Origin of the sequence: Paenibacillus pinihumi DSM 23905 = JCM 16419, from assembly GCF_000422505.1 — a bacterium.
Lineage (GTDB): Bacteria > Bacillota > Bacilli > Paenibacillales > Paenibacillaceae > Paenibacillus_D > Paenibacillus_D pinihumi.
Window position 1 is genome coordinate 324,299 of the sequence record NZ_KE383867.1, and the last position, 24,146, is coordinate 348,444.

A 24,146-nucleotide genomic window follows, 5' to 3' on the forward strand; every position below is an offset into this window, starting at 1 on the left:
TGCCTCTATTTCGGGGAAGGCTGACTTTTTCTGTTCTTTCGTCATAACCCGGACGGAAATTGGGTAATAGTGAATATCCCGGGGAGTGAATACGGAAGATAAGAGAGAGGTGCTTGATGATGAAACTGTCAAATTATTATAAAACATTGCTGAAATGGCTCGTTACCCTTCCGCTCATCGTAATGGTCGCATTGGATGGTCATGGAGGAGGGGCCAAGGCTGCTGTTCCGGCTAATCCGGTCTCCGAGCAAAATGTAGTTTATAGCGGAAAAGGCGCAGTTGTCGGACTGGCCGACGGACATACGGTGGAGATCAAGTGGGACGGAAGGGGAGCCACCGCATTCCAATTTGGCCCGGAGCTGTTTGATGCCATCGAGGCCATGCCTGAACATACTCGAGCCAGGTTTGAATATACAATTGAACCGATTGAAGGCGACGATGAGGTTGTTCAGTTGATTCTGGTTTCCATAGTAGAGGAGAAGAAGACGAAGCCAATTAAATAACGATTTAATCCTGGCTGCCCCGTGATAATTTCGGTGGCAGCCGCTCTTCGTTTGCAAGCTTGATCATAATTCTGCTCAGAAAAAAGGCAAAAAAGATTAGGCAAGTCTACGATATATATTGTTCAAGGCTTTGTCTCAGCAGTCCCACAACCTGCTCCTGAAGTGAGGCGGGCGCAATAACCTTAACCTCCGGGCCGTACTGCACAAGCTTGCGGGCCAGAAAGGACATTTCCTCGTAAGGCACATGGCCGCGCCAAACCTGGTTTTTGACAGCCTGAAACAAACGGTCATCCTGTGCGATTCTTGCCCCCTGCTCTGTAAATTGAAGCTTCACCTCTTCGCCTTCACGCTGCTCTTCGGATGCCAGCCATTCCTTCAAAGAGGGCAGCCCGGGCATCATCTCTTCTGTGATAGATGCGTTTTGGATGCGGTCTGCTCTGTAAAGCAGGATCCTTTCTTTATGAAGCGCGGGCATATACCAGAACCCGTTCTCATAATAGAGTCCCACGGGGAAAGCATATACTTGTCTGCTGCCGGATTTGGATTGATATTGAAAAGCCAAAGCTCTTTGCTCCATAGCAGCCTGCAAAATTTCGGTCGTATAGGGCGCGTATTTCTCCACCCGTTGCTGTTGGTAAAAGGCGATATAGTTGTGCATCCGGTCGATGGTGTCTTGAATATCCTGCGGCAGGCTGGCGTAATATTGGGCTGATAAATGGCTCCTCACCGCTGAAAAGGGAAAGTCACTGATCTTCTCCAGCACTTGCAAGCTGAGGAAGAGTCCCAATGCTTCAGTCTGGTTGAGCTGCAGCGGGGGCAAAATCCGGTTGGGCAGCGCCCGGTAGCCTCCGTGAGGTCCCTGCTCCGTATAGAGTGGAAAGCCGATTTGCTGCAAATAGTCGAGATCGCGCTGAATCGTCCGCACGGATACTCCAAAGCGTTCAGCCAGCTCGCGGGCTGTAAACTTTTTGCGTGAATCAATAATTTGCATCATCGCTATTCTGCGCTCGTTCATGATACGCTCCCTTAATTACGTCATATTATGTCATAAATATAGTTTAACCTATATCTTAGAAGGGAGCGATACTGAAATGAAAAACAATAAAGTCATTTTGTATATTGCAATGAGTCTGGACGGGTATATTGCAAAGCCGGACGGTTCAGTGGAATGGCTGTTCGATGTAGAAGGCGATGGAGGGGATAACGGTTACGAGGCCTTTTACAGTACCATTGATACACTTGTGATGGGGCGGTCTACGTATGAGGAAGTATTGAAGCTGTCGGATGAATTTCCGTATAAGGGCAAGCCGGTATATGTGTTGACGAGGTCGGAAATGCCTGCTGATCCGAATGCTGTGTTTACAGATGAAGCCATTGATACTCTTGTTCACAGATTGAAGGAGTCGTCCGAGGGGGCGATTTGGCTGGTCGGAGGCGGTCAGCTTGTCAAAGCATTTCTGGAGAAGGAACTCATGGACGAAATGCAAATTGCAATAATCCCCAAGCTGCTTGGCGAAGGCATTCCACTGTTCCCTCAAGGAGTCACTCCGGCCACTTTTACAATGAAGAAGGTTGCCCAACTGGGCCATATTGTGATGATTGATTATGAGAAAAAATCATTGTAATTTACACCCGAAAAAACCGTAAGGCCGAATTCCGGCTTTACGGTTTTTTTTACCGTTCCTGGTAGATCATCATACCTGACTGCTGTAGTTAGATCACCGGATAATTGAAAACGTAACGGGGATTTGTATAGTATGGCGGACGGGGGCCAATCAGCGGCATTGACCAGGTAAAGGGATTATTATCGTAGCGCATTTGAACACGGTCATTCGTTTGATTAATGAGCAGAATGTGAACTTGAGGGTTGAAGTAAAAGGGTATCATGCAAGAGCTCCTTTGCTTTTTTTCCATGTTACGCGCGTCCTGCCGGTTCGGAGCAAGTACCGGGTATTAGAAATTTTCCCTGTGGTTCAAGCACGGCTAATGCCTATCTTTCATATGGTAACATCAAAACAATGCCCGGGAGGCTGACCATGGACGACAAGGAGAGACTTGAACAAATTCGAGCGTATCAGCAGATGTTTGACGAGCATAAAGTAACATCCCCTTACCCGATGAATGCGAATTACGGCATGATTACCAGCTATATGGATACGCCGCTTATTGCGCCGGAGCAGCGCCAGCTTCGCCAGCCGGGGGTGGAAGGGCTTATGGTCCCTTGCCCGATAATTGAGAATCCCAACTATTGCGGCAGCGGTAAGCTGACGGGCAAGGTAGCGCTTATTACCGGCGGAGATAGCGGCATGGGAGCCGCGGTAGCCATCGCTTTCGCCAAGGAAGGGGCGGACGTAGCGGTCGCATACCTGGATGAGCATGAAGATGCCGAGCGTACCCGACTGAGGGTAGAGCAGCTTGGCCGCCGCTGTCTGCTGATGCCGGGGGATCTGCGTGACAAGAAGCAATGCTGTGCAATTGTGGAGCAGACCCTGCATGTCTTTGGCAGGCTTGATGTTTTATGCAATCATGTGGGGATTCAATTCCATCAGGAAAGTCTCTTGGATATTACGGATGAGCAGTTTGATGATACTTTTAAAGTCAATATATATTCTCATTTCTATACGACCCGCGCAGCATTGCCTTACTTGAAGGCTGGCAGCTCGATCATTAATACATCCTCTGTTGTGGCTTATAACGGTGAAAAGAAGCTGATTGATTACACGGCTACCAAAGCTGCCAATGTCGGCTTCACCAGAGCGCTTGCCAGAAGCATTGTCGGCCAGGGCATCCGGGTAAATGCAGTTGCGCCAGGACCATTCTGGACGCCGCTGATTCCGGCCAGCTTCCCGGCGGATGTGAATGCAACCTTTGGCACCGATTCGCCAATGTCCCGTCCAGGCCAGCCATTTGAGATTGCGCCCACTTTTGTCTATCTGGCCTCGGATGATTCCCGCTATGTAACCGGGCAGGTGCTTCATGTTGACGGTGGGCTTTCGATGAGTTCATAGGCAACTCTGCAACGGATGCGCACGCTATTGAAAAGAGCTGTCCTATGCTTCTCGCATGGAGGACAGCTCTATTCGAGTTTAAGCTGCAGTGCATCCTATATTTAGTAACAGCTTATTGATATCTTTGTTGGCTGTAGGAGCTTTGATTGGACTGGTTAATTGCGCCGTAGCTCAATTGAGACTGGGATTGCTGGATTTGCTCCAACTGCTTGCAGATCTGAGTAGCTTGCTGCATTTGCTGCATCGCCAATTGATGTCCGTGAAGCGCGTTCTGAATGACTTGTACAGCCTGGCGCTCACGCTGAGCCAGCGCATCCAGTTGCGCAGCATTTTGCTGTTCTTGTTGAAGTAATTGTTGATAATTTTGGCTGGCTTGCTGGGTTTGGTTCATCAACTGGTTAAGAATTTGTTCGCATTGCTGAATTTGATTGGAGATATTCTGATTCACGGTGTAAGCTCCTTTAGAAGTTTTTTGAAGCGGTCTTATTCTGCCTTCATCAAGCTTTTTTATTCCTGCATTTGGATATCGGATTAAAAAAATTCACCTCTCCGCTGAACCTCTGTTATACTCGGTTTAATAACCATAAAGGAAGTGTGTCCGAATGTCAGCGTGGATTCAGCATTCCGTCATCTTTAATTTGAATCATGCATCAGGATCAGAGGAAGAGCGCCGTTTTCTGGAGGATGGGAGAGCGATACTTACGCAGATTCCCGTCGTCAAAAACTTTCAGGTGTATCGCCAGGTCAGCCCGAAAAATGATTACGCTTTCGGTTTTTCTATGGAGTTTGCCGATCAGGCGGAGTATGAAGCATATAATGCGCACCCGCTTCATGTGCAATTTGTACAGGAGCGATGGGTGAAGGAAGTGGAGCGGTTTCTGGAGATTGATTATAAGCTTTAAAGCTTGGTTGTTGGCGGAGTTTCAAAAGAAATGCGACAGCCCTCGCGTGTACGGTTTGTAATCATGGTATTTGTAAAGCGAAGAAGCAGGAACAAGTCCTGCTTCTTCGCATTGGTTTTATGTTCATTTATTAAATCAAAATCGTCGGTCCTTTAACAGCATCCCGTACAGGCCGTGACTTCTCAAGGAAGGAGATCAGTTCGTCATTGAATTTTTGCGGCTCATCGAACATAATGCCGTGTCCGCTGTCTTCGAATTGGACAAGGGTGGATTTGGGAATTGCCTTCACGAGAAGCTGCCCAAAATCCGGCGGGCATATCTTGTCCTGCAAGCCCTGGAAAATGGTGACGGAGCAGCGAATGTGTTCAAGGTCCGTACGCAAATCTTCATCCCTCAGGGATTCAGCAACCCGGACCGTGCCCCATGCGGAAGCCTCAAGGCCCAGTTGATGAAGCCAGTCTGTAAAGTCATTGCTGACGGCATTGAACAGGTTTGCTTTATGAGCCAGGAACTGTTTGCCGAAGTCCCGAAGCATCTTCGGCCGGTCCGTAATAACCGCTTGAATCTGGTCGTTCATTTCTTTATTGGTCATGCCATAGGGATAGTCAAGGCGTTGGGTAAACACCGGGGCGGCAGCGCCGATCAGAGCGAGCTTGCTAATCCGGTGTGCGTGATGGCGGGCCATATAGCGGATCGAAATGGCTCCTCCAACAGAAAAGCCGATCAGCACTGCATCCTGAAGATCAAGATGATCAATGACGGTGCGCAGGTCATCGGCCATGCGGTCATAGCTGTATCCCGACGCGGGAGCGTCAGAGCGTCCGAATCCCCGCTGGTCAATTCCAATACATCTGTAGCCTCTTCTTGACAGCATCGTAAACTGGTATTCAAACATTTTGTGGTTCAACGGCCAACCGTGCATGAAGATCAGGGGAGTACCGGAACCAATATCCTCTACGTAAAGCTTCGCATTGTCTTCCATCTTAATATAGTGTCCCATATACATTCTCCTCTCTTAACCGCGTTGTACGTCTCCTATATTCCTTAACCCGCAGCCTGTTTTTAAATCAGTTTCATATAGAGGGAAGGCCATTGGCAGATGAACCGGGATTTTACGGCAGTGCAGCATGAGGAGCGACAAGGGTATGAAAGGCTGAAGTGAAATCATAGATTATACATTTAATAGTCGTAGTGCCCGTTGCTTGGTTGGCCGGATGGCCATACTAATTGGCGCAGCGGCAGCGGACCGGGGATTCAGGCTTAATAATTAAGGCGGAATTAGAAGTAGAAAGAGAGGAGAAGAGCGGAAGAAATATGTGTTCAACTGCATTCCTGCACAAGAGCAAGTCTTCAAATGGAGGGATCAGGAGGAAATTACAGTCCTGTTTTTCCCGCCGTTTTTAGCGGCATACAAATAAGCGTCCGTTCCTTCAAAAAGTTGTTCCTTGGTGAGCGGTGCTGCATAGCCTTTCAGGCCGATACTGACGGTTACTGCCTTTCCGTTCAGTTCCCGGTGATGAAGCTGGGACAGTTGAATCCGGATTTTTTCTAAGGTTTGCAGCGCCTCTTCAGGGGATTTCTCGAATAGCAGCAGTGCGAATTCCTCCCCGCCATAGCGTGCGGCAACGTCGTTCGTCGCCATATTTTCCTTGATAAGCTGTCCAACCCGCGCCAGAATAATATCGCCTGTTCGATGGCCGAATGAATCATTGATTGACTTGAAATTATCAATATCAATCAGTGCCAGATGAAACGGAACAGCGGCCGCATACTCAACCGCTTTATTGTAGTATTCATGAAAAGAAATATGGTTGTACAAATTAGTTAAGGCGTCGGTTTTGGATAACTTGACCATCAAAGCATTTTCTACAATTAAATCCTGCTTTGCGGTCAGCGTAGCTTGCAAATCACGAAGCAATTCCTGACCACTCATCCGGATAATGTTCGCAATCAGTGTGCCCGCCACGAGAAAGAGCGGAATGGCCACCAAGTCAAACACAGAGAGATAGCCGCGGAATTTCGCATCTATTACATACAGAACACCAAATCCGCCAAGCTGCAGAGCGCCAGAGAAAAAGGTCAGGCCGCGACGAAAAAAAATGACCGAAGTGAAAATCGGGAGCAAAAAGGCCGCTGTAATAATTCTTATATCGTAGTTTAAACGGATAATCATCACGGCTATAATTGTGCCTGCAAAGAAAAGGGAATAGAAACCGAAGACATTATATTTCCGGTGGACGAATTGCGCGAGCAGCGTAACACCGCTCATAATAATGGTAGGAAGTATGAGGATATGCACATAAAATTGCAGTGCTGTGGCGGGGTAGGGGAGAAACAGAAAACAGAAAAGCTGGGCGATGCCGTGAACGGCAATAATGATCCAATACGAGAGCAGCAGCTTTTGCACCCAGCGGGATAGCTTCATATTATGCTCTGCCATGCTGTTATGTCTATCCGACATCTTGATCACCACACTGACTTATTCGGCCTCTCTGACAGTGTCAGCCGCCTCTCTGATTATAGGATAATTTATCGCAAACTTGAAGTGAAGTTTTAGTGGAAGTTCGCTTGGTGTATCCAGAGTATGAAATGCCAAATAACCGCAGCGGGCGGATGGTGTCCGAAACTGCGGTTTCTTGTTTATAGGAATGAGGGCTACACTTTGGTTGTTCTATATACAACCAGGATCGAGCTCCTTTGCGAGCTGAGCTGGTTCGGATTTTGCTTGATCATACTGCCGTAGCAGACTTCAACCACCTGCTGCTCGTCGAGCGTAGCCAGAAACTCATTGGCAGATTTCTCCGCAAGACGGGAATCTGTGTCTACGAATTCTTTAACCTGAATCATTTTATCTCACCACCCCATACGAATGATAATCAGGCGCTTACTTATCCCGTGCCCGGTTATCTCAGCGCTTTTCGTGCCGCCAAAATCATGATGCTTGACAACGCCGTTGGCGTTTGTCCCCATGTTACTCTAGCACATAAAAGGGATTTATACAATTACGATTACGTGACTATAATAAGCGGGAAAAAAGATTCTTTTTTATATGGCCGGCCGGTTGCGTTAGAATGAAGATTAAGTCTTGTTTTAGTGAAATGAATCCGCTTTATTTTGGTGTTTGCGAGCGGTGGAAGTCATGGATCCGGCAGAGATGGGCAACATGATATCAGATACAGCAGGGATCAATTTGCAGGGAGGTAGAAGGAGATGACGAACCCGTTTGTATGGACAGGGAAAAAGAAAGCAAAGCTGTCTTCGATAGACCCGAAGTTCACAGGAGATTTTAAGTCCAATGAGGATGTGGCAGGGGAAGAAGCTGAGCTGGAAAAGGAGCTGCAGGAGCTGCAAGAGAAGCTTGCAGCTGGAGCAAGCAGGGGCGTTCTGTTCGTCTTTCAAGGGATGGATTGCAGCGGCAAGGATGGGGTCATCAAGCATGTGTTTGCAGGACTGAACCCGCAAGGAATAAAGGCACATAGCTTCAAGGCGCCTACAGACGATGAGAAGGGTCATGATTTTCTGTGGCGGGTACACCGGCATACACCTGCACTGGGTCAGATTGCAGTCTTCAACCGTTCATATTATGAAGATGTACTCATTACAAGAGTGCACCAGCAGATCAGTGATGAGGATGCGAAGCGGCGGTTCAAGCATATTAATCATTTTGAAACGCTGCTTGAGGACAGCGGGATCAAGGTTGTGAAAATATTTCTTCATATTTCCAAGGAATTTCAGCGTGAAAAACTAATCAAGCGGATCGAGGATCCGGAGAAAAACTGGAAATTTGATCCTGCTGATTTGACAGAGCGAAAGCATTGGAAGGCGTATCGCGGCTATTATGAAGAACTGTTCGACAAATGCGCCAAGTCAGCCCCTTGGCATGTTGTACCGTCAGACCATCGCTGGTACCGCAATTATGCGGTGCTGCGGATTGCGGTAGATGCGCTGCGAAGCCTGGAGCTTCCAAGTCCTTCTGCAAAGCCCGAGCTGCAGCAGTGGCTGAAGGAACTGCGGGCTGAGAAGGAATAACCCGTAATTGGCATGATGATTATGCAATGAACCGCCAGGGAGGGGGGCATCATGCTGATCAAGATAAGCCCGTTTACCTTTTTCATTCCTGTGCTATCCAGTTTGTGCTGCCTGCCGTTCCGGGAGTGGATCAGCCGTCATGTATTTCGTATTCCCATGGATGAATGTGGTGATTGGGTTATTGTGTGCGGCTGGCTTATGGTTTTTGACTCAAGTCGGGAACGCTTATAATAAGAAGTAATACTGGATGTTCGATGTGAAATAACGGTTCAACTTTGAGGAAGATAGAGCTTTTTTTCAACGAAGGTTGAAGGAAGGCTCTTTTTGTTTTACAATAAATGAGAATGAGTATCATTTTTAAATGTTTTGGACGTGTTATTCAGATTTGTACAAATATAAATTGGCAGTCGGCTTTGTGCATTGTCTAGCGAGTTCGACAGCGACTAAAATTAATGATAATGATAATTTATCTCAACAAAAGTTTGAGAGTTCTCATAAGGGAGGATATAGAATTGAGCGAGCAGTTGGAACTCTATGATATAACCATTATTGGTGGCGGGCCTGCTGGTATGTATGCAGCATTTTATAGCGGGATGAGAGATATGAAGACGAAGCTGATTGACGCCAAAGAAGAACTGGGCGGGCGTATGCTCATATACCCTGAGAAGATGATTTGGGATGTAGGCGGTGTCACGCCAATCTTATGCGAGAAGCTTGTCACACAGCTGGTTCAGCAGGCCAAAACTTTTGACCCTACGATTGTTCTGGGGCAGCATATTACCGGACTGGAGCGTCAGGAAGACGGTACTTACATATTGGAGGCTGCTTCAGGGGAGCGTCACTGGACACGGACCATTCTGCTGGCAATCGGCCGCGGTATTCTGAAGATGGCGAAGTTGGAATTGGAAGGTGCGGAGCGCTACGAAGTGTCCAATCTGCACTATACGGTGCAGGAACTGGGGCCGTTTCGCGGTAAGCGCGTCCTTATCTCCGGGGGAGGCAATTCAGCAGTAGACTGGGCCAATGAGCTGGAGCCGATTGCAAGCCATGTTACCGTTGTACACCGTAGAGACCAGTTTGGCGGCCATGAGAAAAATGTGTTGCGGATGAAAAATTCTTCCGTCGATGTATTGACCCCTCACGAAGTCACCCAACTCTACAGCAGTAACGGGCATTCGATTGAACGGGTCACCATTCGCCATATAGAGAGCGAAGAGACTCAGCAGCTTGAGGTCGATGCCGTAATCGTGAACCATGGACTCAAGGCGGATTTCAGCGGCATTAAGGACTGGGGACTTCACATGGATGACTGGAACGTGTTTGTGGGTCCGAAGCTGAATACGAATCTTCCCGGTATTTTCAGTGCGGGTGACTTCGCAGCATACGATAGCAAAATTACACTCATTGCCGGGGCCTTTACTGATGCTGCCCTTGCCGTAAACAGCGCCAAGCTGTATATGGATCCTGAGGCACCATATATGGCTTATGTCTCTTCCCACAATGAGCGGTTCAAGGAAAAGAACAAGGCGCTTGGTGTTACAGAAGAATAACAGGCAAAAGGCCGCAGTCTGCTTCCATTTTGGAAGTGGCTGCGGCCTTTTGCTGCACGGCTATCCATTCTCTGGTCCGTTCCCAAGGGTCAGAACGGAATGGAGTGAGATCAGCGCAGCTTTCAAGCTCCTTTAATAGTTTGCTTCTTATTTTTGCTGGTACCGTTCAATGGTATCTTGGTAAGCGTCCAACAGTCGTGTCAATGCGGTCTGAATTTCTGAGGCATCTCCGCGTTTTTCCACTCTTGCCAGCTCTGCCTCCGCTTTGAACAGCTCCATGCTTGCATTCGCATCTACAGTTATTGCCAAGTCAGTCCGGGAACCTTCTTTTATTTGAACAGGAGCAGCATTCAAGTCTTTGACCGGCGCGAAAACTGTTTGTCCTCCTTTTACTTGTTCTGCTGTCAACTTGATTTCCTTACCGTCAGCTCCTCTCACAGCTACAGCAGCAGCATGGCTCAATTCCTTGCTGTCTACATTGAGTGCGGGGGTCAGCTTGCCTTCTTTATCGCCAGCTTCTGTACGAATTGTAATGCTTCTGAATCCGTCGACCTGCTTAATGTCGCCGTCACCGGCCGGTTTCATTTCGGTTTCGGACAAAGCAAACGATGGCGTTTTAAGCCCGTGTTCTTTGAATGCATCAAGTGTTTGCTTCCATTCGTTCACGGTATCCGGCGCATATTTCTTGGCAAGCTCCAGCGGGTTAGAGAATGCTGCAGCTTCCAGTCTTACAGCTGCAGCCGTAGGAAGCGACTTGTCGACAGTGCCGTTATCGGTGGCGGCACTCGCCACTCCGGCAGTTGCAATAGCAGACAGCATCAATACGGACAGGGTAGCTTTTTTCATCATTGGCTTGTAATTCATAGATCAACACTCCTCATGTTTGTTTGATTTGGTTTGTCTTACAGGTATCAGTCTACAGAGCAAGTGTGGCAGAACGTGGCTTAAATTATGGAAAAACGATGGCATTGTTTTTTGCAGGTCTTGAACTTGTTATACTGAAGGCAAGACTAACGCGGGAGGAACCCGATCTTGAACCAAAATTATTTGATCGCCATTGTGGACGACGACGAGCATATACGTAATCTAGTGGAAGCTTACTTAAAGAAAGAGAACTATCGCACTATTGGTCTGGAGACAGCAGAAGAGGCATGGACACTATGGAAGAACAACCCTCCTGATATGTGGGTGCTGGACATCATGCTGCCCGGCATGGACGGGTATGAGTTTTGCAGACGCATCCGCAATGAAGCGGAAGTTCCGATTATTATGATATCTGCCAGAGATAATGAAGTGGATAAAATACTCGGCCTTGAGCTTGGCAGCGATGACTATTTGGTGAAACCGTTTAGTCCCAGGGAGCTGGTAGCCAGAATCAAGCGGCAGCTTCATAAGTGGTACCGATTTAATCAGGCTGACGAAATGTCCGCCCTGCAATCCGAGTCTGTGTCAAAGCTTGAGGTAGGTCCCCTTCATTTGATCAGGGAAGAACGCCGTGTCTTTTGGGCAGGGGAAGAGGTTGAGGTGACCAATAAGGAGTTTTTGCTCTTAAAAGTGCTTGCGGAGCATCCAAACCGGGCTTTTGCCAGAGATGAGCTGTTGACGTATGTATGGGGAGATGATTATTTCGGCAGTGACCGTGCGGTTGATCATCTGATCAAGCGAATCCGCAAAAAGATGGACGAGCTTCCCGTTGAAGCAGTATGGGGACACGGTTACCGGCTGCGCGTGGAAGAAGGGGGGCAGGCAGTATGAAGTTGACCCACCAAATTAATCTTGCTTTTGGTCTGGCGTTTATTGTTGTCCTGTCCATCATTGGGCTTGTCATTCACTATGTGCTGCTGGATCATTTTATTGGGGCCGAGAAGAATGAGCTTCGCGCGATCAGCAGTGCCATGGCACAAAAGCTGGATAAATATGACCTGGCAAGCGGAGTGGGCAATCTGGACCCGTTTCAGATTACAACCGCGGCGATTGCCCCTCTGGAGTCCGGTGTTGAAGCTTTTATTACAGATGAGAACGGAAAAATTGTTCAACGGATGCAGCCGTTGCTTTCGCGTGCTGCTAGTTTAAGAAGTGAAGATGGACTAGAAATGTCGAAGGTCACAACGGTTGCACAGGGACAAAACATGAATAAGGAAGGCATTTTTGCAAATCTTGGCGGACAATTTAAATATATCACTGAGGTTCAGGCCTTGCCCCAAGGGAATTTGACACTTGTGAGCCCCATGAACAAAATTCAGGAAATTGAACAGGCTTTATTAAAAAAGATGCTGATCGTATTGCTTGCTGGCGGACTGGCTATGTTTTTACTCAGCTTATTTATAACGAAGAGGCTCATTAAACCGCTGATGGAGCTTAGGGCAGAACTGCGCAAGGTAAAGGAGCGCCGTTTTTCCGAGGTACAGCTTGTGAAGTCGGGTGGAGAGCTGGGTACTGTAGCCCAGACTGTTCATGAGATGGCGGGCGAATTGAACCGGTTTAACCAGGTACAAAAACATTTTTTCCAAAACGCATCCCATGAGCTAAAGACGCCCCTGATGTCTATCTCCGGCTACGCGGAGGGTATACGTGACGGTGTATTTGAAGGGGAACAGGTAGACAAGGGCTTGAACATTATAATGAGTGAAAGTACCCGCCTGAAAAAGCTGGTCACCGAAATGACGCTGCTGGCGAAGCTGGATAGTGAGGAGAACATCTTTCAGCGGTCGGAAATCCGCGTCCATGAATTGCTGACGGAAGCAATTGAGCGTATTAATCCGCTTGTGGTGCAAAAAGGGCTGGAAGTCGAGTTGAACTGCCGGGATGAGGAGCAATTGGTTCTCTATGCAGACCGGGATAAACTGCTGCAGGCGCTGCTGAATGTGGCTGCAAACGCGACACGCTACGCTGTCAGGAAAATTACAATAGGGGTCTCCCTGCAAAGAGGGCAGATTGAGATTACAGTTGCAGATGACGGACCGGGGATTTCCGAGTCACTGCTGCCTTATTTGTTCCACCGCTTTGTAAAAGGGAAGGACGGAGAGTCCGGCCTCGGACTGGCGATCTCCAGAGCCATTGTTGAGCGCTGCGGCGGCTCCATATCGGCAGGGAACCGGGAAGAGGGCGGGGCGGAGCTACGCTTGAACTTTCCTGTAAGTCTGATGCATCAGGGAAAGTCTATTAAATACGGCAAGCTGTCCAAGTCCGTTCATCTTTGAATTTGCGGGCTGGTGTACGGCCAGGCAAGCCTGCCGCAAAGCCAGGTCTGAAGCTCGTCAATCTAGTCCGCATAATTGTCCAAGTTCCCACATAGACATGGTATCAGCCTGTTAAAACCATGTGCAAAAGGGGATGATTTCATGCGTCGCATCAAATGGATCGCAGCCGTAATCGTAAGTGTAACGGTGCTGCTTGCCGGTTGCGGAACGAAAGATGCCGAGTCGGTAGTTAAAGATTTAGGGAAAGTCGTAAGTGATATGGAAAGCTATAAAGGCACGGGAACAATGACCTTGCTGACCGGACAGCAGCCCCTGGAGTATCAAGTTGAAGTTTGGTATCAGAAGCCGGACTTTTACCGTATTGCATTGAAAAATAAAGAAAAAGACATCTCGCAAATTGTCCTGCGCAACGATGACGGTGTATTTGTACTGACACCTCATCTGAACAAGAGCTTCCGCTTCCAGAGCGACTGGCCGAAAAATCAGGGACAGGTCTATCTGTACCAGACCCTTGTAGAGAGCATCAAGCTTGACAACTCCAGACAATTCACAACAGAGAATGAAGCCTACGTATTTGATGTCATGGCTAATTATCAGAACGGATCATTAGCACGTCAGAAAATATGGCTGAACAAAAAGGACTACCGTCCTGATCATGTTCAGGTCAGTGATGCCAACGGCACTGTAGTTGTAGAGGTGAAGTTCGATTCCTTCGAGTTTGGTCCGGCATTCGAGAAGGACGCCTTCGACATGGCGAAAAACATGGAGGCTGCAACCAAGGAATATCAGGAGGGCAAAGGCGAGAAGGGCCAGACTGCGCTTGAGCCGGAGGTTGAAGGAACTCAGCCTTCCGAAGGCCATTCAGAAGGAGCGATTACTCCGTATGAAGTGGAGGGTGCTCCACAGAACGGGGAGGAGACCGGTCAGACAGACGAGACCGGAGCCGAGCCGACGGCTGGTCAGCCCACTTCCGGAACTACCGGAGAGCTGTCGCTGATGGAGCCGACCTATTTGCCTGAGGGGGTAGCCCTGAAGGATATGGATGAGATTGTCTATGGCGGAAATCAAGGATTTTTGATCCGATATAGCGGTACGTATGATTATACGCTTATACAGACACAACCAAAGGATAAAGCGGCTGCAATGGTGCCGAGTACAACCTTGGATCTGGGCTTCACGGTGGGCTTTGTCACCGGCGAGGAGCAGCGTACGCTGACCTGGATTTCGGAGGGTGCAGAGTATCGTCTCACCAGTGCCAACCTGCCGGAAACCGAGATGATCAAGGTCGCTCAATCCGTGCAGCTGATGGAGAAATAAAACCAATTAGAGTCTGCTGCAGACCAGGTGGAAGTAAAATCCTTTTCCACCAATACGTACCGGAACATTCCTCTCCCTCCTTCATTGACAGTCCTTGTCGAACCGTATAACATAAAGTCTACATGGGTTTGTCGGAAGAGAAGGTGAAGACATTGATGAATTACTATCGGCCAACCCGGGCGGAAATTTCCCTGGATGCGCTGGCCAGCAATTTGGCCGCGTTCCGGAATGCTATTCCAGCAGGAACACGCCTGATGGCGTCTGTGAAAGCGAACGCTTACGGGCACGGTGCAGTGGAAATTTCCAAGGAAGCCGTACGGTGCGGCATCGATTATTTGGGCGTTGCTTTTTTAGATGAGGCTGTATGTCTGCGGCAGGCGGGCATTACAGCCCCGATTCTTGTACTGGGCTATGTTGCAGCGGATACGGTCGGGCTGGCCCGGGAGCTGGATATTACAATTACCCTGTTCCGTCAGGATGTGTTGGAGGCTGCCGCTGTGTTGCCCCCCTCCGGAAAGCGGCTCAAGGTGCATTTGAAAATCGATACGGGAATGGGACGTCTCGGACTCATGCCGCATGAATCGTGGCAGTCTTTTTTGGAGCAGGCAATGACTGCTCCAGGAATTGAAGTTGAAGGCGTATATACCCATTTTGCAAGCGCGGATGAAGCCGATAAAACTTACACAGCCTTGCAGCATGAGCGTTTCTCACAGGTTATCGGGTACATTGAAGAACGCGGATGGGATATTCCGATCAAACATGCAGGCAACAGTGCCACTGGCATTGAACTTCCGGAATGGACTGGCGGAATGCTTCGCCTTGGTATTGGCATGTATGGGCTGTATCCATCCGATGAGGTGAATCAACAGCGGATTTTGCTGGAACCTGTGATGACACTGAAGACAGAGATTGTCATGGTGAAGCAGGTTCCTCCGGGCTGGGGAATCAGCTATGGAACAGTGTATGTAGCGGATGCTGAAGAAAGAATCGGCACGCTGCCGATTGGATATGCAGACGGATACTCCCGGATGCTGACCGGCAAGGCCGAGGTGCTGCTGCGCGGACGCCGGGTTCCTGTCCGGGGAAGGATCTGCATGGATCAATGCATGATTTCTTTGGATAACGCTGCAGGTGCAGATCAGCTTCCGGTTCAGGAAGGGGAGGAGATTGTGCTATATGGACGGCAGGGGGATGAGCAAATTCCTGTTGAGGAAATTGCTGCTCTGCTTGGCACGGTCAACTATGAGATTACCTGTATGCTGGCTGCACGCGTAGCTCGCGTATATACCCGCGGAGGGCAGAATTTGTCTGTAAGCAATTGCTCTCTTATGTAGTTGGTCTCATTTACCAGATATTTTTTTGTCGTTTGGAAAAGGATTTTTGGGATGAAGCACGAACTATTTAGATCAGGGTGAGTTAGATACTTGCCTAATGGGTACAATCAAGCTTCATTATAAGTACAACATAAATGCTATAAGCTGTGCATAGATATGTTCAAAGTATAAGAAAGCATAAGTTTCGGCACATGATGAAGCTTATCTTTCTTCGCAAAATGCTGCTGCCATGCCAAGGGAAGCTGGCAGCCGTTGACGTCAGGTGTATAATTCGGTTCATTTAGCGAAATACTGGGAATAGGTTTTTCGGAAATGTTTTTGGAGGTGCGAGTTGGTGGCCAATATGCAGAACACCAAAAGAATCATGATTAGCTTGCCGGATCACTTGCTTCAGGAAGTGGACGGAATTGTGGCAAGAGAAAATTCGAATCGAAGCGAGTTTATCCGGCAGGCCATGAGGCTGTATTTGATTGAGCGAAAAAAGCGGCAGATCAGGGAATCGATGCAGCGGGGTTATCTGGAAATGGCGAAAATCAACTTGAATATGGCCTCGGAAGCCTTTCAAGCGGAGGAAGATGCCGACAGTACGCTCGGCCGTCTTGTAAGCGGGGTGTAGAGCTTGATCGTAAAACGAGGCGATGTGTTCTTTGCTGATTTGTCACCGGTGGTCGGCTCCGAGCAAGGAGGAGTACGTCCTGTTCTGGTCATTCAAAATGATATCGGCAACCGGTTCAGTCCCACTGTCATTGTAGCAGCCATCACGGCGCAGATTCAGAAGGCCAAACTTCCGACGCATGTCGAGATAGATGCAGCCACACATGAATTTGACCGTGACTCGGTCATATTGCTGGAACAGATCAGGACAATTGATAAGCAGAGATTAACGGATAAAATTACGCATCTGGATGACGAAACGATGCGCAAGGTTGACGAAGCGCTGCAAATTAGCGTGGGGCTTATCGATTTTTAAGACGCTGCCGGTGAGCAAAGCAGCAAAACCCAGATTCCCGTTATATGGCGCTTCATGTTTAAGAAGCCGTAGCATTCACGAATTTTCGTGAGTGCTGCGGCTTTTTTGTATTTCAATCGTCCAGCTCCCATCATCATTGCCTTGTCGTCCTTTATTACCCATCAGCACGGGGAGGACAAACATTGATCTGCTGGTTGACAAGGAAAAATTCCTGCTTTATAATCCAAACATACGTTTTAAACATTTGTTTAAAATAATTGTTTTAAATGGTTGTTTGCATAAACAGCCGGCAGATAAAAAAATAGGAGTGAGAATTTATGAAGAATGCTTTACAGGCATTTCTCAAAAGACCAACAACAATTGTAGGTATGGTCACCGCCATTATGTTTCAGCTCATTTTCTCGGTCATTTGGATGACGGGATACAGTGGAGTATCGGAAAGAATCGACCGGCTCCACGTCAGTATCCTGAATGAGGATAAAGGGGAGACAGGCGCAGTAATTGCCGGCCAGCTGGCCGAAATTTTGCCTGTGCAGATAACGAAGACGAGCACGCTTGAGGAAGCACAGCAGCTCCTTGATGAGCGCAAGCTGCAGATGATTATCCGGATTCCAGCCGAGTTCAGTGCCGGCTTGTCAGCTTCCGGGGAAGCGGCCAAACTGGATTATTTTATTAATGAATCGAACCCTTCCATGATCAAGAGTGTGATGACCACGATTTCCTCACAGGTGACGGCAGCAGTTAACAAGCAGGCGATTGCCAACGGATCGAAGGCGTTGCTCAGCAGTCTTCATCTGCCGGAGCAAACTGTGAACGGCGCCTCCGATACACTCTCGGAGAGAGTCGCTGCAAACGTTACGATTACGAATCCGGTAGAGGGCACCAATAGCCAGATGGTTCCGATGATGATGGTATTGGCTTCCTATGTCGGGGCAATGATTATGGCGATGAATTTTGAGCAGTCGGCGATGGCAATTAGTGCCCATACGGGGAAATGGAGAAGGTTTGCTGTTCGCAGTCTGCTTAATGTCATAGCGGCTGTGGTGGTATCCCTTGTGGGCTCTTCGCTGGTTTATGCGCTTGGCGGCCAGATGGTAAAGGGGTTTTTGGCCGTGTGGGGCTTGCAGTTCAGCGTAGTATTGACCTTTATGTTTGTGTCGCAGTTCTTCATCTTGCTCCTGGGCATGGCAGGAATGCTGCTGAATATTATCGTTCTGTCTGTACAGCTTGTTACATCAGGGGCTATGATTCCGCGGCAGCTTCTCCCTGACTTTTATATCGGTCTGGGCAAGCTGCTGCCTGCCACTTATTCTGTAGAAGGTTACATGGATCTGCTGTTTGGCGGTACCGGGGCAGGACGGGCTGTAGGAATGCTTGGTGTCATTCTGGTAATTGCGCTGCTGCTCAGCTTTGGTGCGGTTGCGCTTCGCCGCGACAAGAGAGTTGATGTTCCCGGACACGGGACTGTCGCAACAAATTAATCCCTTGCTTTATGGGTGCAACAACTTCATAATTTATAGAGACCATGATGAAGTTTTCATTTCCTTTCAGGGATTGAGAAAGGAGGCTGCCAATGCGTAACGATGAACCCGATATCAAATTGCGGATTTTGCAGTCTGCCAAGAAGCTGTTTGCGATGCAAGGTTTTGAAGGGACGACAGTACGTCAAATTTGCGAGGATGCGGGCGCTAATATTGCGATGGTATCTTATCATTTTGGAGGCAAGGAAAAAGTATTCAATGCCTTGTTCGAGAACTTCATATCCAAGGAAAGACGTGAGCGCGTTGAAGCTGTCAAACAGGATCCTGTAGCTGCGTTAAAAGTACTCATTGAGGAAGTCACAACGTTCAGGATGGCCGAGCCTGAGCTGATTCGGATATTACGCCAGGAAATGATGATTGATTCTCCGCGGAGCGAGGTTATCCGGACCAATATGTTTCCGACATGGGAGCTTCTCAAGCGCCTGCTGGAAGATGGCAGGGGCCGGGGATTATTCCGCTTTAATTCCGGCGATTTGGCGCTGATGTCGGTTTTGGGCGTCCTGTTGTTTGGTACCAAGCATTCAGAGTTCAAATCCTTGATGACGGAAGGGCCTCATTCCAAAGAGGCGATTATTGAACATGCAACAGACTTCATTCTTGGCGGATTGAATTATCGCGGGCAATAGGTCGACGAGCAGCCTTTGAATCCGGAACAAGGAGGGTTGCACAATGGATGTACCTACAGGTGTGTGGGTCGCTGCCGGCATCATTACCGTTTTTATAATCTGGGTGACGATATGGGCAACGAACAAGGCGTACTCCAAGAAGTGGGAGGACGCTGACGAATAATTTAAAAGACAAAGCCGGTACCGCTCGCTCAAGAGTGGTTCCGGCTTTGTTTTTTTGAAACTGTCTTTTATTGAATTTCAATCATTCTTAAACGCCATTGCAGCCTTGACTGCTTTTTTCCAGCCTGTGTAGAGGTGTTCAAAATGCTCTGTATTGCCGGAAGGTGTGTAGGTCGGGCCTACTTTCCACAGAGCGGATATTTCCTCCTGGCTGCTCCAGAAGCCGACCGCCAGCCCTGCCAAATAAGCAGCACCTAGAGCTGTCGTCTCCAAATTATCCGGCCGCTCCACAGATGTGCCCAGCAGGTCGCTTTGGAACTGCATCAGTAAAGCATTCTGAACGGCTCCTCCATCAACCCGCAATGCTTTGAGCGCAATTCCTGAATCCTCCTCCATCACACTCAGCACATCCCGTGTCTGATAGGCGAGGGATTCCAGCGTAGCCCGGATCAGATGCTCTTTCTCCGTACCTCTTGTCAGCCCGAAAATTGCGCCGCGAACCTCGCTATCCCAGTAAGGGGTTCCCAGGCCGACAAAAGCAGGCACAACGTAGACGCCCTCTGTAGACTCCACCCGGGCAGCATAGGTTTCCGTATCCTTGCTCGATTTGATCATGCGCAGTCCGTCACGCAGCCATTGCAGAGCGGAACCGGCAACAAATACACTTCCCTCCAGCGCATAGATGACCTTGCCGCCGATACCCCAGGCAATCGTCGTCAGCAGTCCGTGATCCGATGCGACTGGTGATTCTCCTGTATTCATCAGCATGAAGCAGCCGGTGCCGTACGTATTTTTAACCATGCCCTTCTCGTAGCAGGTCTGGCCAAACAAGGCGGATTGCTGGTCTCCCGCGCAGCCTGCAATCGGCACCCGGCTTCCGAAAAAATGATGCTGGGCCGTATGGCCATAGACTTCAGAGGAGGAGCGGACCTCAGGCAGCATGGATGAAGGAATGTCCAGCAGCGCAAGCAGCTCATCGTCCCACTTCAGCTCATAAATATTGAACAGCATCGTCCGCGAGGCATTGGAATAGTCCGTCATATGCACCTCGCCTCCGGTCAGCTTCCAGATTAACCACGAATCTATCGTACCGAACAGCAAATCTCCCTGCTGCGCTTTTTCTCTTGCTCCGTCCACATGATCCAGCACCCATCTGATTTTCGTGCCGGAGAAATAGGGATCAATGAGCAGTCCGGTTTTTTTGCGGATCAGTTCGCTGTGGCCGGCCTGTTTAAGCTCTTCGCACAGCTCGGCAGTTTGTCTCGATTGCCACACAATCGCCGGATGAATGGCTCTTCCCGTATGACGATCCCACACGACTGTTGTTTCCCGCTGGTTCGTAATGCCGATTGCGGCGATTTCCGTGGAGTTGACGCCTGCCTTTGATAGTACAGAGGCCATAACTCCCAGTACGGATACCCAGATTTCTTCGGCGTCCTGTTCCACCCATCCCGGATGAGGGAAGTGCGACTGAATTTCCTGTCCGGCTGACTGGACAATCTCACCGCTCTTGTCAAATAAAATCGCCCGTGTGCTCGTGGTCCCTTGATCAATGGATAAAATATAGCTGCCCATACATTCCCTCCCAAAGGTAAGTGGATGATCGTCCATATGAATTCTATACATGGTTAATATCACTCAGATCAATAAATAAAGGTGTTGCTTTATTATAGAATATACCATGATGATTGGCGTTAGAAACCGTAAGGGCAGCTTCTTTTTTTGAAAGTGAGGGCAGGGAATTGTCTATTTCCTTTACACATAAATAAAACCATCATTAGAAATTTTTGTAGACAAATGACAGGAAAGCTGATATTATAACACCATCTAAATATAGTTCTATAAGCAACCGCTATGCGAAGAACGCATGCAAGGGTATCCACCCTCGCTGCGTTCTTTTTTGCGTTTTTTAGCGTTTGGAGACAGGTTGGCTTATTGCAAAGGAGGCGTAATGAACCGGAAACGGAATGTAATGATCGGCTTAATTGCGGCCGCTCTGTCCGCATTGCTGGTCTATGGGATGTATGAGCTGCAGGTTCGGCAAATTGTACTGCAAGAGACAGTAGAGGTTATTGTACCCAGCCGTTTTATTGCTACAGGAGAGAGGATTACAGCTGATGTGCTGTCCGTTAAGAAGATCTCAAGGGCTGCATATGGGGAAGAAATGATGACGGACCCCGTACATGTCCTTGGGATGGAGACGGCTGTCCCGCTGGGCCTTGGCGAGCCGATTCTCAACTGGAAGATCAGCCCCTACAGGCTCCTGCCAGGAAGAGATCAGGCTACTTTTCAAATTCCAAGGGAATATGTCCTGTCCGTCTCTAACGGTATCCGCGCTGGAGATAAGGTTATTCTGTATTTGTCCGGACAAGAGCAGGGAGCCCAGCGATTGTTCAGAGAGCCTGTGACGGTAGCCTCGGTCAAGAGTTCCGGCAATCAGGAGGTCGATGATCCGAACAAATCCAATATGCTGTCCATGGCCAGTGGTAATGTGGAAGGAATGTATGTCTCACGCCGTGACGCCAATGCGATGATTGATTATATTAATTTGAATTTGACAGAGGAGCAATGGCTCGAAATAGACAAGCTGTGCAGTCCGGGAGAGGCCAAGCTGGTCATTGCTTTCAGCCCTTTGTCCCTTGAATTGCCGGAAATGAGAGGGAAGGACGGGGTGCAGTGACAATTTCTATGACACCATTAATCAGTTTTATCGGAACAACGCCCAATATTGGAACGACATCAGCAGCGTTTGCGGCGGCATATCGTCTGGCCGAGAGTTCTGAGGGGCGGGTACTCTTTATGGATCTGAATTTGAAGAGTGCCAAGCTTCACCGCTATCTTGGGATTGACCGCCCAGGCATAACGCTGGACCATTTGCGTCCGGAGCTTCTGTCCGGCTCTATGAACAGCGTCAAGCTGACAGGCGCAGCCTACGAAATGCCCGCTTGTCCGCAGCTTCATGTCTTATTCGGCAATATGTTCAGAGACCAGGCGGAATATTTCACTCCGGCGGATATAGATAGATTGCTGGAAGCTGCACAGGAGGCATACTCCGTTGTGATCGCGGATGTCAGTGCTTATTGGGATAACGCGGCAACCGTCACAGTCATGCGGAGAGCTGCAATCAGGATGCTGACAACTACAGCAGCGCTCTCCAGCTTCCAGGAGGATGGGCAGCGCTGGATTGGGCAGGTGTCCCCCCTTTTTGGAATTTCATCTTCAGAATACAGAAGCATTATTATTTCTCCCCCTTGGAGAAACGGAGGATTCCCAGTGAGAGACATTCGTAAAGAAACCGGTATTCCCCTGGCGGGGCAATTCAAAATAACAGAATCCATGCTGATGCAGTTGGACAGCGGGAGGCTGGAGGACTGGCTGAAATCAGACAAGCAGGGCTGCCAGGCGATGCAGCCTGCAGCCGATATGATCACCCGTGAGCTTATGCTGCCAAGACGTATGGACAAGCGGAAGCAGCCTTGGTTCCGAAGGCTGGCAGCCATACGTAACGGAGCTGGTTTATGACTGAGCGGGCAGCAGAGAGTCGCTTCTCTCCATCGGAATATGCGGCCCGGCTAGGGCAAGAGCAGGTGAAGACAGACCGGAGGCACGTAAGGGAAGATAACCAGCCGGAGCAGGAGTTCAGCAAGCTCGCAGAGGATATTCGCGGCTATCTGGCAGCGCCGCGCGGAACGACAGAGGAGGAGCGGAGACAGCATAATGAACGTTTGAACAGGGCGGTACTCGGATTCCGCCGGGAGCGGGAAGAGGTGCTTGCGATGATTACCGACCGTTTGATCAGGCACCGGGTCCATCAGATTGCCGGGTATAACCATCCCTATCCGACATTGGCCGAAGCGCTGTTTGCCGAAGTCATCGGCCTTCATGTGCTGGAACTGGTACTGCTGCACAAGGACGGGCTTGAGGAAATTCAGGTTGTCGGCACGCAAATATTTGAGATCAGGGACGGTCATGCCTCTCCCTCATCCTATTCATTTGACAGCGTGCATGATGTGGAGCGCATTCAGCAAAACCTGGTTTTGTATAATAATGACCGCATTAATCCGCGCAAGCGGTGGGCGGAAGTCATGCTCTCTGATGGTTCGAGGGTTACGATGACCGGTTTTGGCTTTACCTCAGAGCCGACACTGACATTGCGGTTTTATACGGTGCGTCACTTCGATCTGGAAGGGCTGTGCAGTCCGGAAGTACAGACAATGAACGCGGGCGTGCTTCAGATGGTTCGTCATATCCTTGCATCCCGGTTCAATGTGGTCATTATCGGCCCGACCAATTCAGGGAAGACACATTTGATCAAGTCCTTAATTGCCGCTCTGCCGGATGAAGAGCGGATCATTACCATTGAGAACCGGCTGGAGATGAGGCTCCGCCGGGACTTTCCGAATAAGAATGTCGTGGAATATGAGACGGATGAGGAAGATGTTCTGCACAGTGCTCCACAAGCGTTCAAGCTGGCCCTTCGTCAATCGCCCCAACGGATTATCCACGCGGAAATCCGGGATGAGGATGCCAACATTTATGTCAGAGCGTGCACACGCGGGCATTCCGGGAGTATGACGACCGTCCATGCCAATACACTGGAAGATTTGCCGGAGGCAATAACCGATATGTGCATGCTTGATGGCAGGGCCATGAATCCCGAACGGCTGATGAAGCGGATCACGGAATATGTGACCCAGGTCGGCATTGAGATGAGGCTGATCAGCGGCAGGCGGCGAATTGTACGCATTGGCAGCTTGTACTGGCATAAAGGGCAGCCGGCAGTAAGGAACTGGGTCCGATACGACATACAGCGCGAAACATGGGTATTTCCTGAAACAGCTGAGCAAGCAGCATATGAGCAAGTATCGCAAGGCAAAGCATCACCTGGAGAGGCAGTGAACGGTTAAGCAGCAGCTCATGAACAAGTATCATACTGACAGGAGCTGCATGCGCAAAAAGCAGTACAAGCAGGTATCGCACATGGCAGCAGTGTTTGGACAAACG

At 49.2% G+C, this 24,146-nt stretch carries 25 protein-coding genes; 18 read left to right on the top strand and 7 right to left on the bottom strand.

Features of this window, described 5'->3' with window-relative positions; all coding sequences use genetic code 11:
• The first annotated feature begins 116 nt into the window (after positions 1-116).
• Positions 117-503, top strand: coding sequence for a hypothetical protein (locus tag H583_RS0127395; RefSeq protein ID WP_028563278.1), 387 nt, complete (start codon positions 117-119; stop codon positions 501-503).
• 106 nt (positions 504-609) lie between these two features.
• Here the strand turns inward: H583_RS0127395 and H583_RS0127400 are convergent, their stop codons facing one another.
• Positions 610-1,518 carry a helix-turn-helix transcriptional regulator gene (locus H583_RS0127400; protein ID WP_028563279.1) on the bottom strand — a complete coding sequence of 303 codons (909 nt, stop codon included), beginning with the start codon at positions 1,516-1,518 and terminating at the stop codon, positions 610-612.
• Between the two features lie 76 nt (positions 1,519-1,594).
• Between H583_RS0127400 and H583_RS0127405 the strand changes: the two genes are divergently transcribed.
• Together H583_RS0127405 and H583_RS0127415 are read left to right on the top strand one after the other, a co-directional pair.
• Positions 1,595-2,128, top strand: coding sequence for a dihydrofolate reductase family protein (locus H583_RS0127405; RefSeq protein ID WP_028563280.1), 534 nt, complete (start codon positions 1,595-1,597; stop codon positions 2,126-2,128).
• 411 nt (positions 2,129-2,539) lie between these two features.
• Positions 2,540-3,511 carry an SDR family oxidoreductase gene (locus tag H583_RS0127415; RefSeq protein ID WP_028563281.1) on the top strand — a complete coding sequence of 324 codons (972 nt, stop codon included), beginning with the start codon at positions 2,540-2,542 and terminating at the stop codon, positions 3,509-3,511.
• A 112-nt stretch (positions 3,512-3,623) separates the two neighbouring features.
• Here H583_RS0127415 and H583_RS0127420 read toward each other — a convergent pair whose 3' ends face one another.
• Positions 3,624-3,902 carry a hypothetical protein gene (locus tag H583_RS0127420; protein ID WP_051237136.1) on the bottom strand — a complete coding sequence of 93 codons (279 nt, stop codon included), beginning with the start codon at positions 3,900-3,902 and terminating at the stop codon, positions 3,624-3,626.
• Positions 3,903-4,113: 211 nt separating this feature from the next.
• On the opposite strand from H583_RS0127420, the gene H583_RS0127425 reads away from it, so the two are divergent.
• The gene (locus H583_RS0127425) at positions 4,114-4,413 is read left to right on the top strand and encodes a Dabb family protein (RefSeq protein WP_028563283.1); all 300 of its coding nucleotides are present in this window, start codon (positions 4,114-4,116) and stop codon (positions 4,411-4,413) included.
• 130 nt (positions 4,414-4,543) lie between these two features.
• On the opposite strand, the gene H583_RS34515 is transcribed toward H583_RS0127425, so the two are convergent.
• The 3 genes from H583_RS34515 to H583_RS0127440 all read right to left on the bottom strand — a co-directional run bounded on the left by H583_RS34515 (position 4,544) and on the right by H583_RS0127440 (position 7,260).
• Positions 4,544-5,413: an alpha/beta fold hydrolase gene (locus H583_RS34515; RefSeq protein WP_051237112.1), complete on the bottom strand. Its 870-nt coding sequence runs from the start codon at positions 5,411-5,413 to the stop codon at positions 4,544-4,546.
• Positions 5,414-5,776: 363 nt separating this feature from the next.
• Entirely contained in the window at positions 5,777-6,874 is a 1,098-nt protein-coding gene (locus H583_RS0127435; RefSeq protein ID WP_036711293.1) for a GGDEF domain-containing protein, read from the bottom strand.
• A 194-nt stretch (positions 6,875-7,068) separates the two neighbouring features.
• Complete coding sequence (locus tag H583_RS0127440) at positions 7,069-7,260, bottom strand: sporulation protein Cse60 (protein WP_028563285.1); 192 nt, start codon at positions 7,258-7,260, stop codon at positions 7,069-7,071.
• Positions 7,261-7,623: 363 nt separating this feature from the next.
• On the opposite strand from H583_RS0127440, the gene H583_RS0127445 reads away from it, so the two are divergent.
• The 3 genes from H583_RS0127445 to H583_RS0127455 all read left to right on the top strand — a co-directional run bounded on the left by H583_RS0127445 (position 7,624) and on the right by H583_RS0127455 (position 9,992).
• Entirely contained in the window at positions 7,624-8,442 is an 819-nt protein-coding gene (locus tag H583_RS0127445) for a PPK2 family polyphosphate kinase (protein ID WP_028563286.1), read from the top strand.
• 51 nt (positions 8,443-8,493) lie between these two features.
• Positions 8,494-8,673, top strand: coding sequence for a hypothetical protein (locus H583_RS0127450; RefSeq protein WP_028563287.1), 180 nt, complete (start codon positions 8,494-8,496; stop codon positions 8,671-8,673).
• Positions 8,674-8,954: 281 nt separating this feature from the next.
• Positions 8,955-9,992 carry an NAD(P)/FAD-dependent oxidoreductase gene (locus H583_RS0127455; RefSeq protein ID WP_028563288.1) on the top strand — a complete coding sequence of 346 codons (1,038 nt, stop codon included), beginning with the start codon at positions 8,955-8,957 and terminating at the stop codon, positions 9,990-9,992.
• 147 nt (positions 9,993-10,139) lie between these two features.
• Here the strand turns inward: H583_RS0127455 and H583_RS0127460 are convergent, their stop codons facing one another.
• Positions 10,140-10,856, bottom strand: coding sequence for a hypothetical protein (locus H583_RS0127460; RefSeq protein ID WP_028563289.1), 717 nt, complete (start codon positions 10,854-10,856; stop codon positions 10,140-10,142).
• Positions 10,857-11,024: 168 nt separating this feature from the next.
• Between H583_RS0127460 and H583_RS0127465 the strand changes: the two genes are divergently transcribed.
• From H583_RS0127465 to H583_RS0127500, 8 genes are all read left to right on the top strand, one after another.
• On the top strand, positions 11,025-11,747 hold the full coding sequence (locus tag H583_RS0127465) for a response regulator transcription factor (RefSeq protein WP_028563290.1): 723 nt from the start codon (positions 11,025-11,027) through the stop codon (positions 11,745-11,747).
• Entirely contained in the window at positions 11,744-13,192 is a 1,449-nt protein-coding gene (locus H583_RS34520; protein ID WP_051237114.1) for a sensor histidine kinase, read from the top strand. The genes H583_RS0127465 and H583_RS34520 overlap by 4 nt, the downstream gene beginning before the upstream one ends.
• A gap of 141 nt (positions 13,193-13,333) precedes the next feature.
• Positions 13,334-14,509, top strand: a complete 1,176-nt coding sequence (locus tag H583_RS0127475; protein ID WP_028563291.1) for an outer membrane lipoprotein-sorting protein — start codon at positions 13,334-13,336, stop codon at positions 14,507-14,509.
• 152 nt (positions 14,510-14,661) lie between these two features.
• Positions 14,662-15,843: an alanine racemase gene (gene alr, locus H583_RS0127480; protein ID WP_028563292.1), complete on the top strand. Its 1,182-nt coding sequence runs from the start codon at positions 14,662-14,664 to the stop codon at positions 15,841-15,843.
• A gap of 334 nt (positions 15,844-16,177) precedes the next feature.
• Positions 16,178-16,459 (top strand): CopG family ribbon-helix-helix protein, encoded by a 282-nt coding sequence (locus H583_RS0127485; protein WP_028563293.1) that lies wholly within the window; start codon positions 16,178-16,180, stop codon positions 16,457-16,459.
• Between the two features lie 3 nt (positions 16,460-16,462).
• Entirely contained in the window at positions 16,463-16,813 is a 351-nt protein-coding gene (locus H583_RS0127490; protein WP_020618872.1) for a type II toxin-antitoxin system PemK/MazF family toxin, read from the top strand.
• 317 nt (positions 16,814-17,130) lie between these two features.
• On the top strand, positions 17,131-18,294 hold the full coding sequence (locus H583_RS0127495) for a YhgE/Pip domain-containing protein (RefSeq protein ID WP_028563294.1): 1,164 nt from the start codon (positions 17,131-17,133) through the stop codon (positions 18,292-18,294).
• A gap of 92 nt (positions 18,295-18,386) precedes the next feature.
• Entirely contained in the window at positions 18,387-18,980 is a 594-nt protein-coding gene (locus H583_RS0127500) for a TetR/AcrR family transcriptional regulator (RefSeq protein ID WP_028563295.1), read from the top strand.
• 240 nt (positions 18,981-19,220) lie between these two features.
• Here H583_RS0127500 and glpK read toward each other — a convergent pair whose 3' ends face one another.
• Positions 19,221-20,717: a glycerol kinase GlpK gene (gene glpK / locus H583_RS0127510; protein WP_028563296.1), complete on the bottom strand. Its 1,497-nt coding sequence runs from the start codon at positions 20,715-20,717 to the stop codon at positions 19,221-19,223.
• Positions 20,718-21,093: 376 nt separating this feature from the next.
• On the opposite strand from glpK, the gene H583_RS0127515 reads away from it, so the two are divergent.
• From H583_RS0127515 to H583_RS0127525, 3 genes are read left to right on the top strand one after another with little or no spacing between them, the layout of a single operon-like run.
• On the top strand, positions 21,094-21,822 hold the full coding sequence (locus tag H583_RS0127515) for a CpaB family protein (protein WP_028563297.1): 729 nt from the start codon (positions 21,094-21,096) through the stop codon (positions 21,820-21,822).
• Positions 21,819-22,664, top strand: coding sequence for a CpaE/TadZ family protein (locus H583_RS0127520; RefSeq protein WP_245586012.1), 846 nt, complete (start codon positions 21,819-21,821; stop codon positions 22,662-22,664). The genes H583_RS0127515 and H583_RS0127520 overlap by 4 nt, the downstream gene beginning before the upstream one ends.
• Entirely contained in the window at positions 22,661-24,049 is a 1,389-nt protein-coding gene (locus H583_RS0127525; protein WP_028563299.1) for an ATPase, T2SS/T4P/T4SS family, read from the top strand. The genes H583_RS0127520 and H583_RS0127525 overlap by 4 nt, the downstream gene beginning before the upstream one ends.
• Positions 24,050-24,146 lie beyond the last annotated feature (97 nt).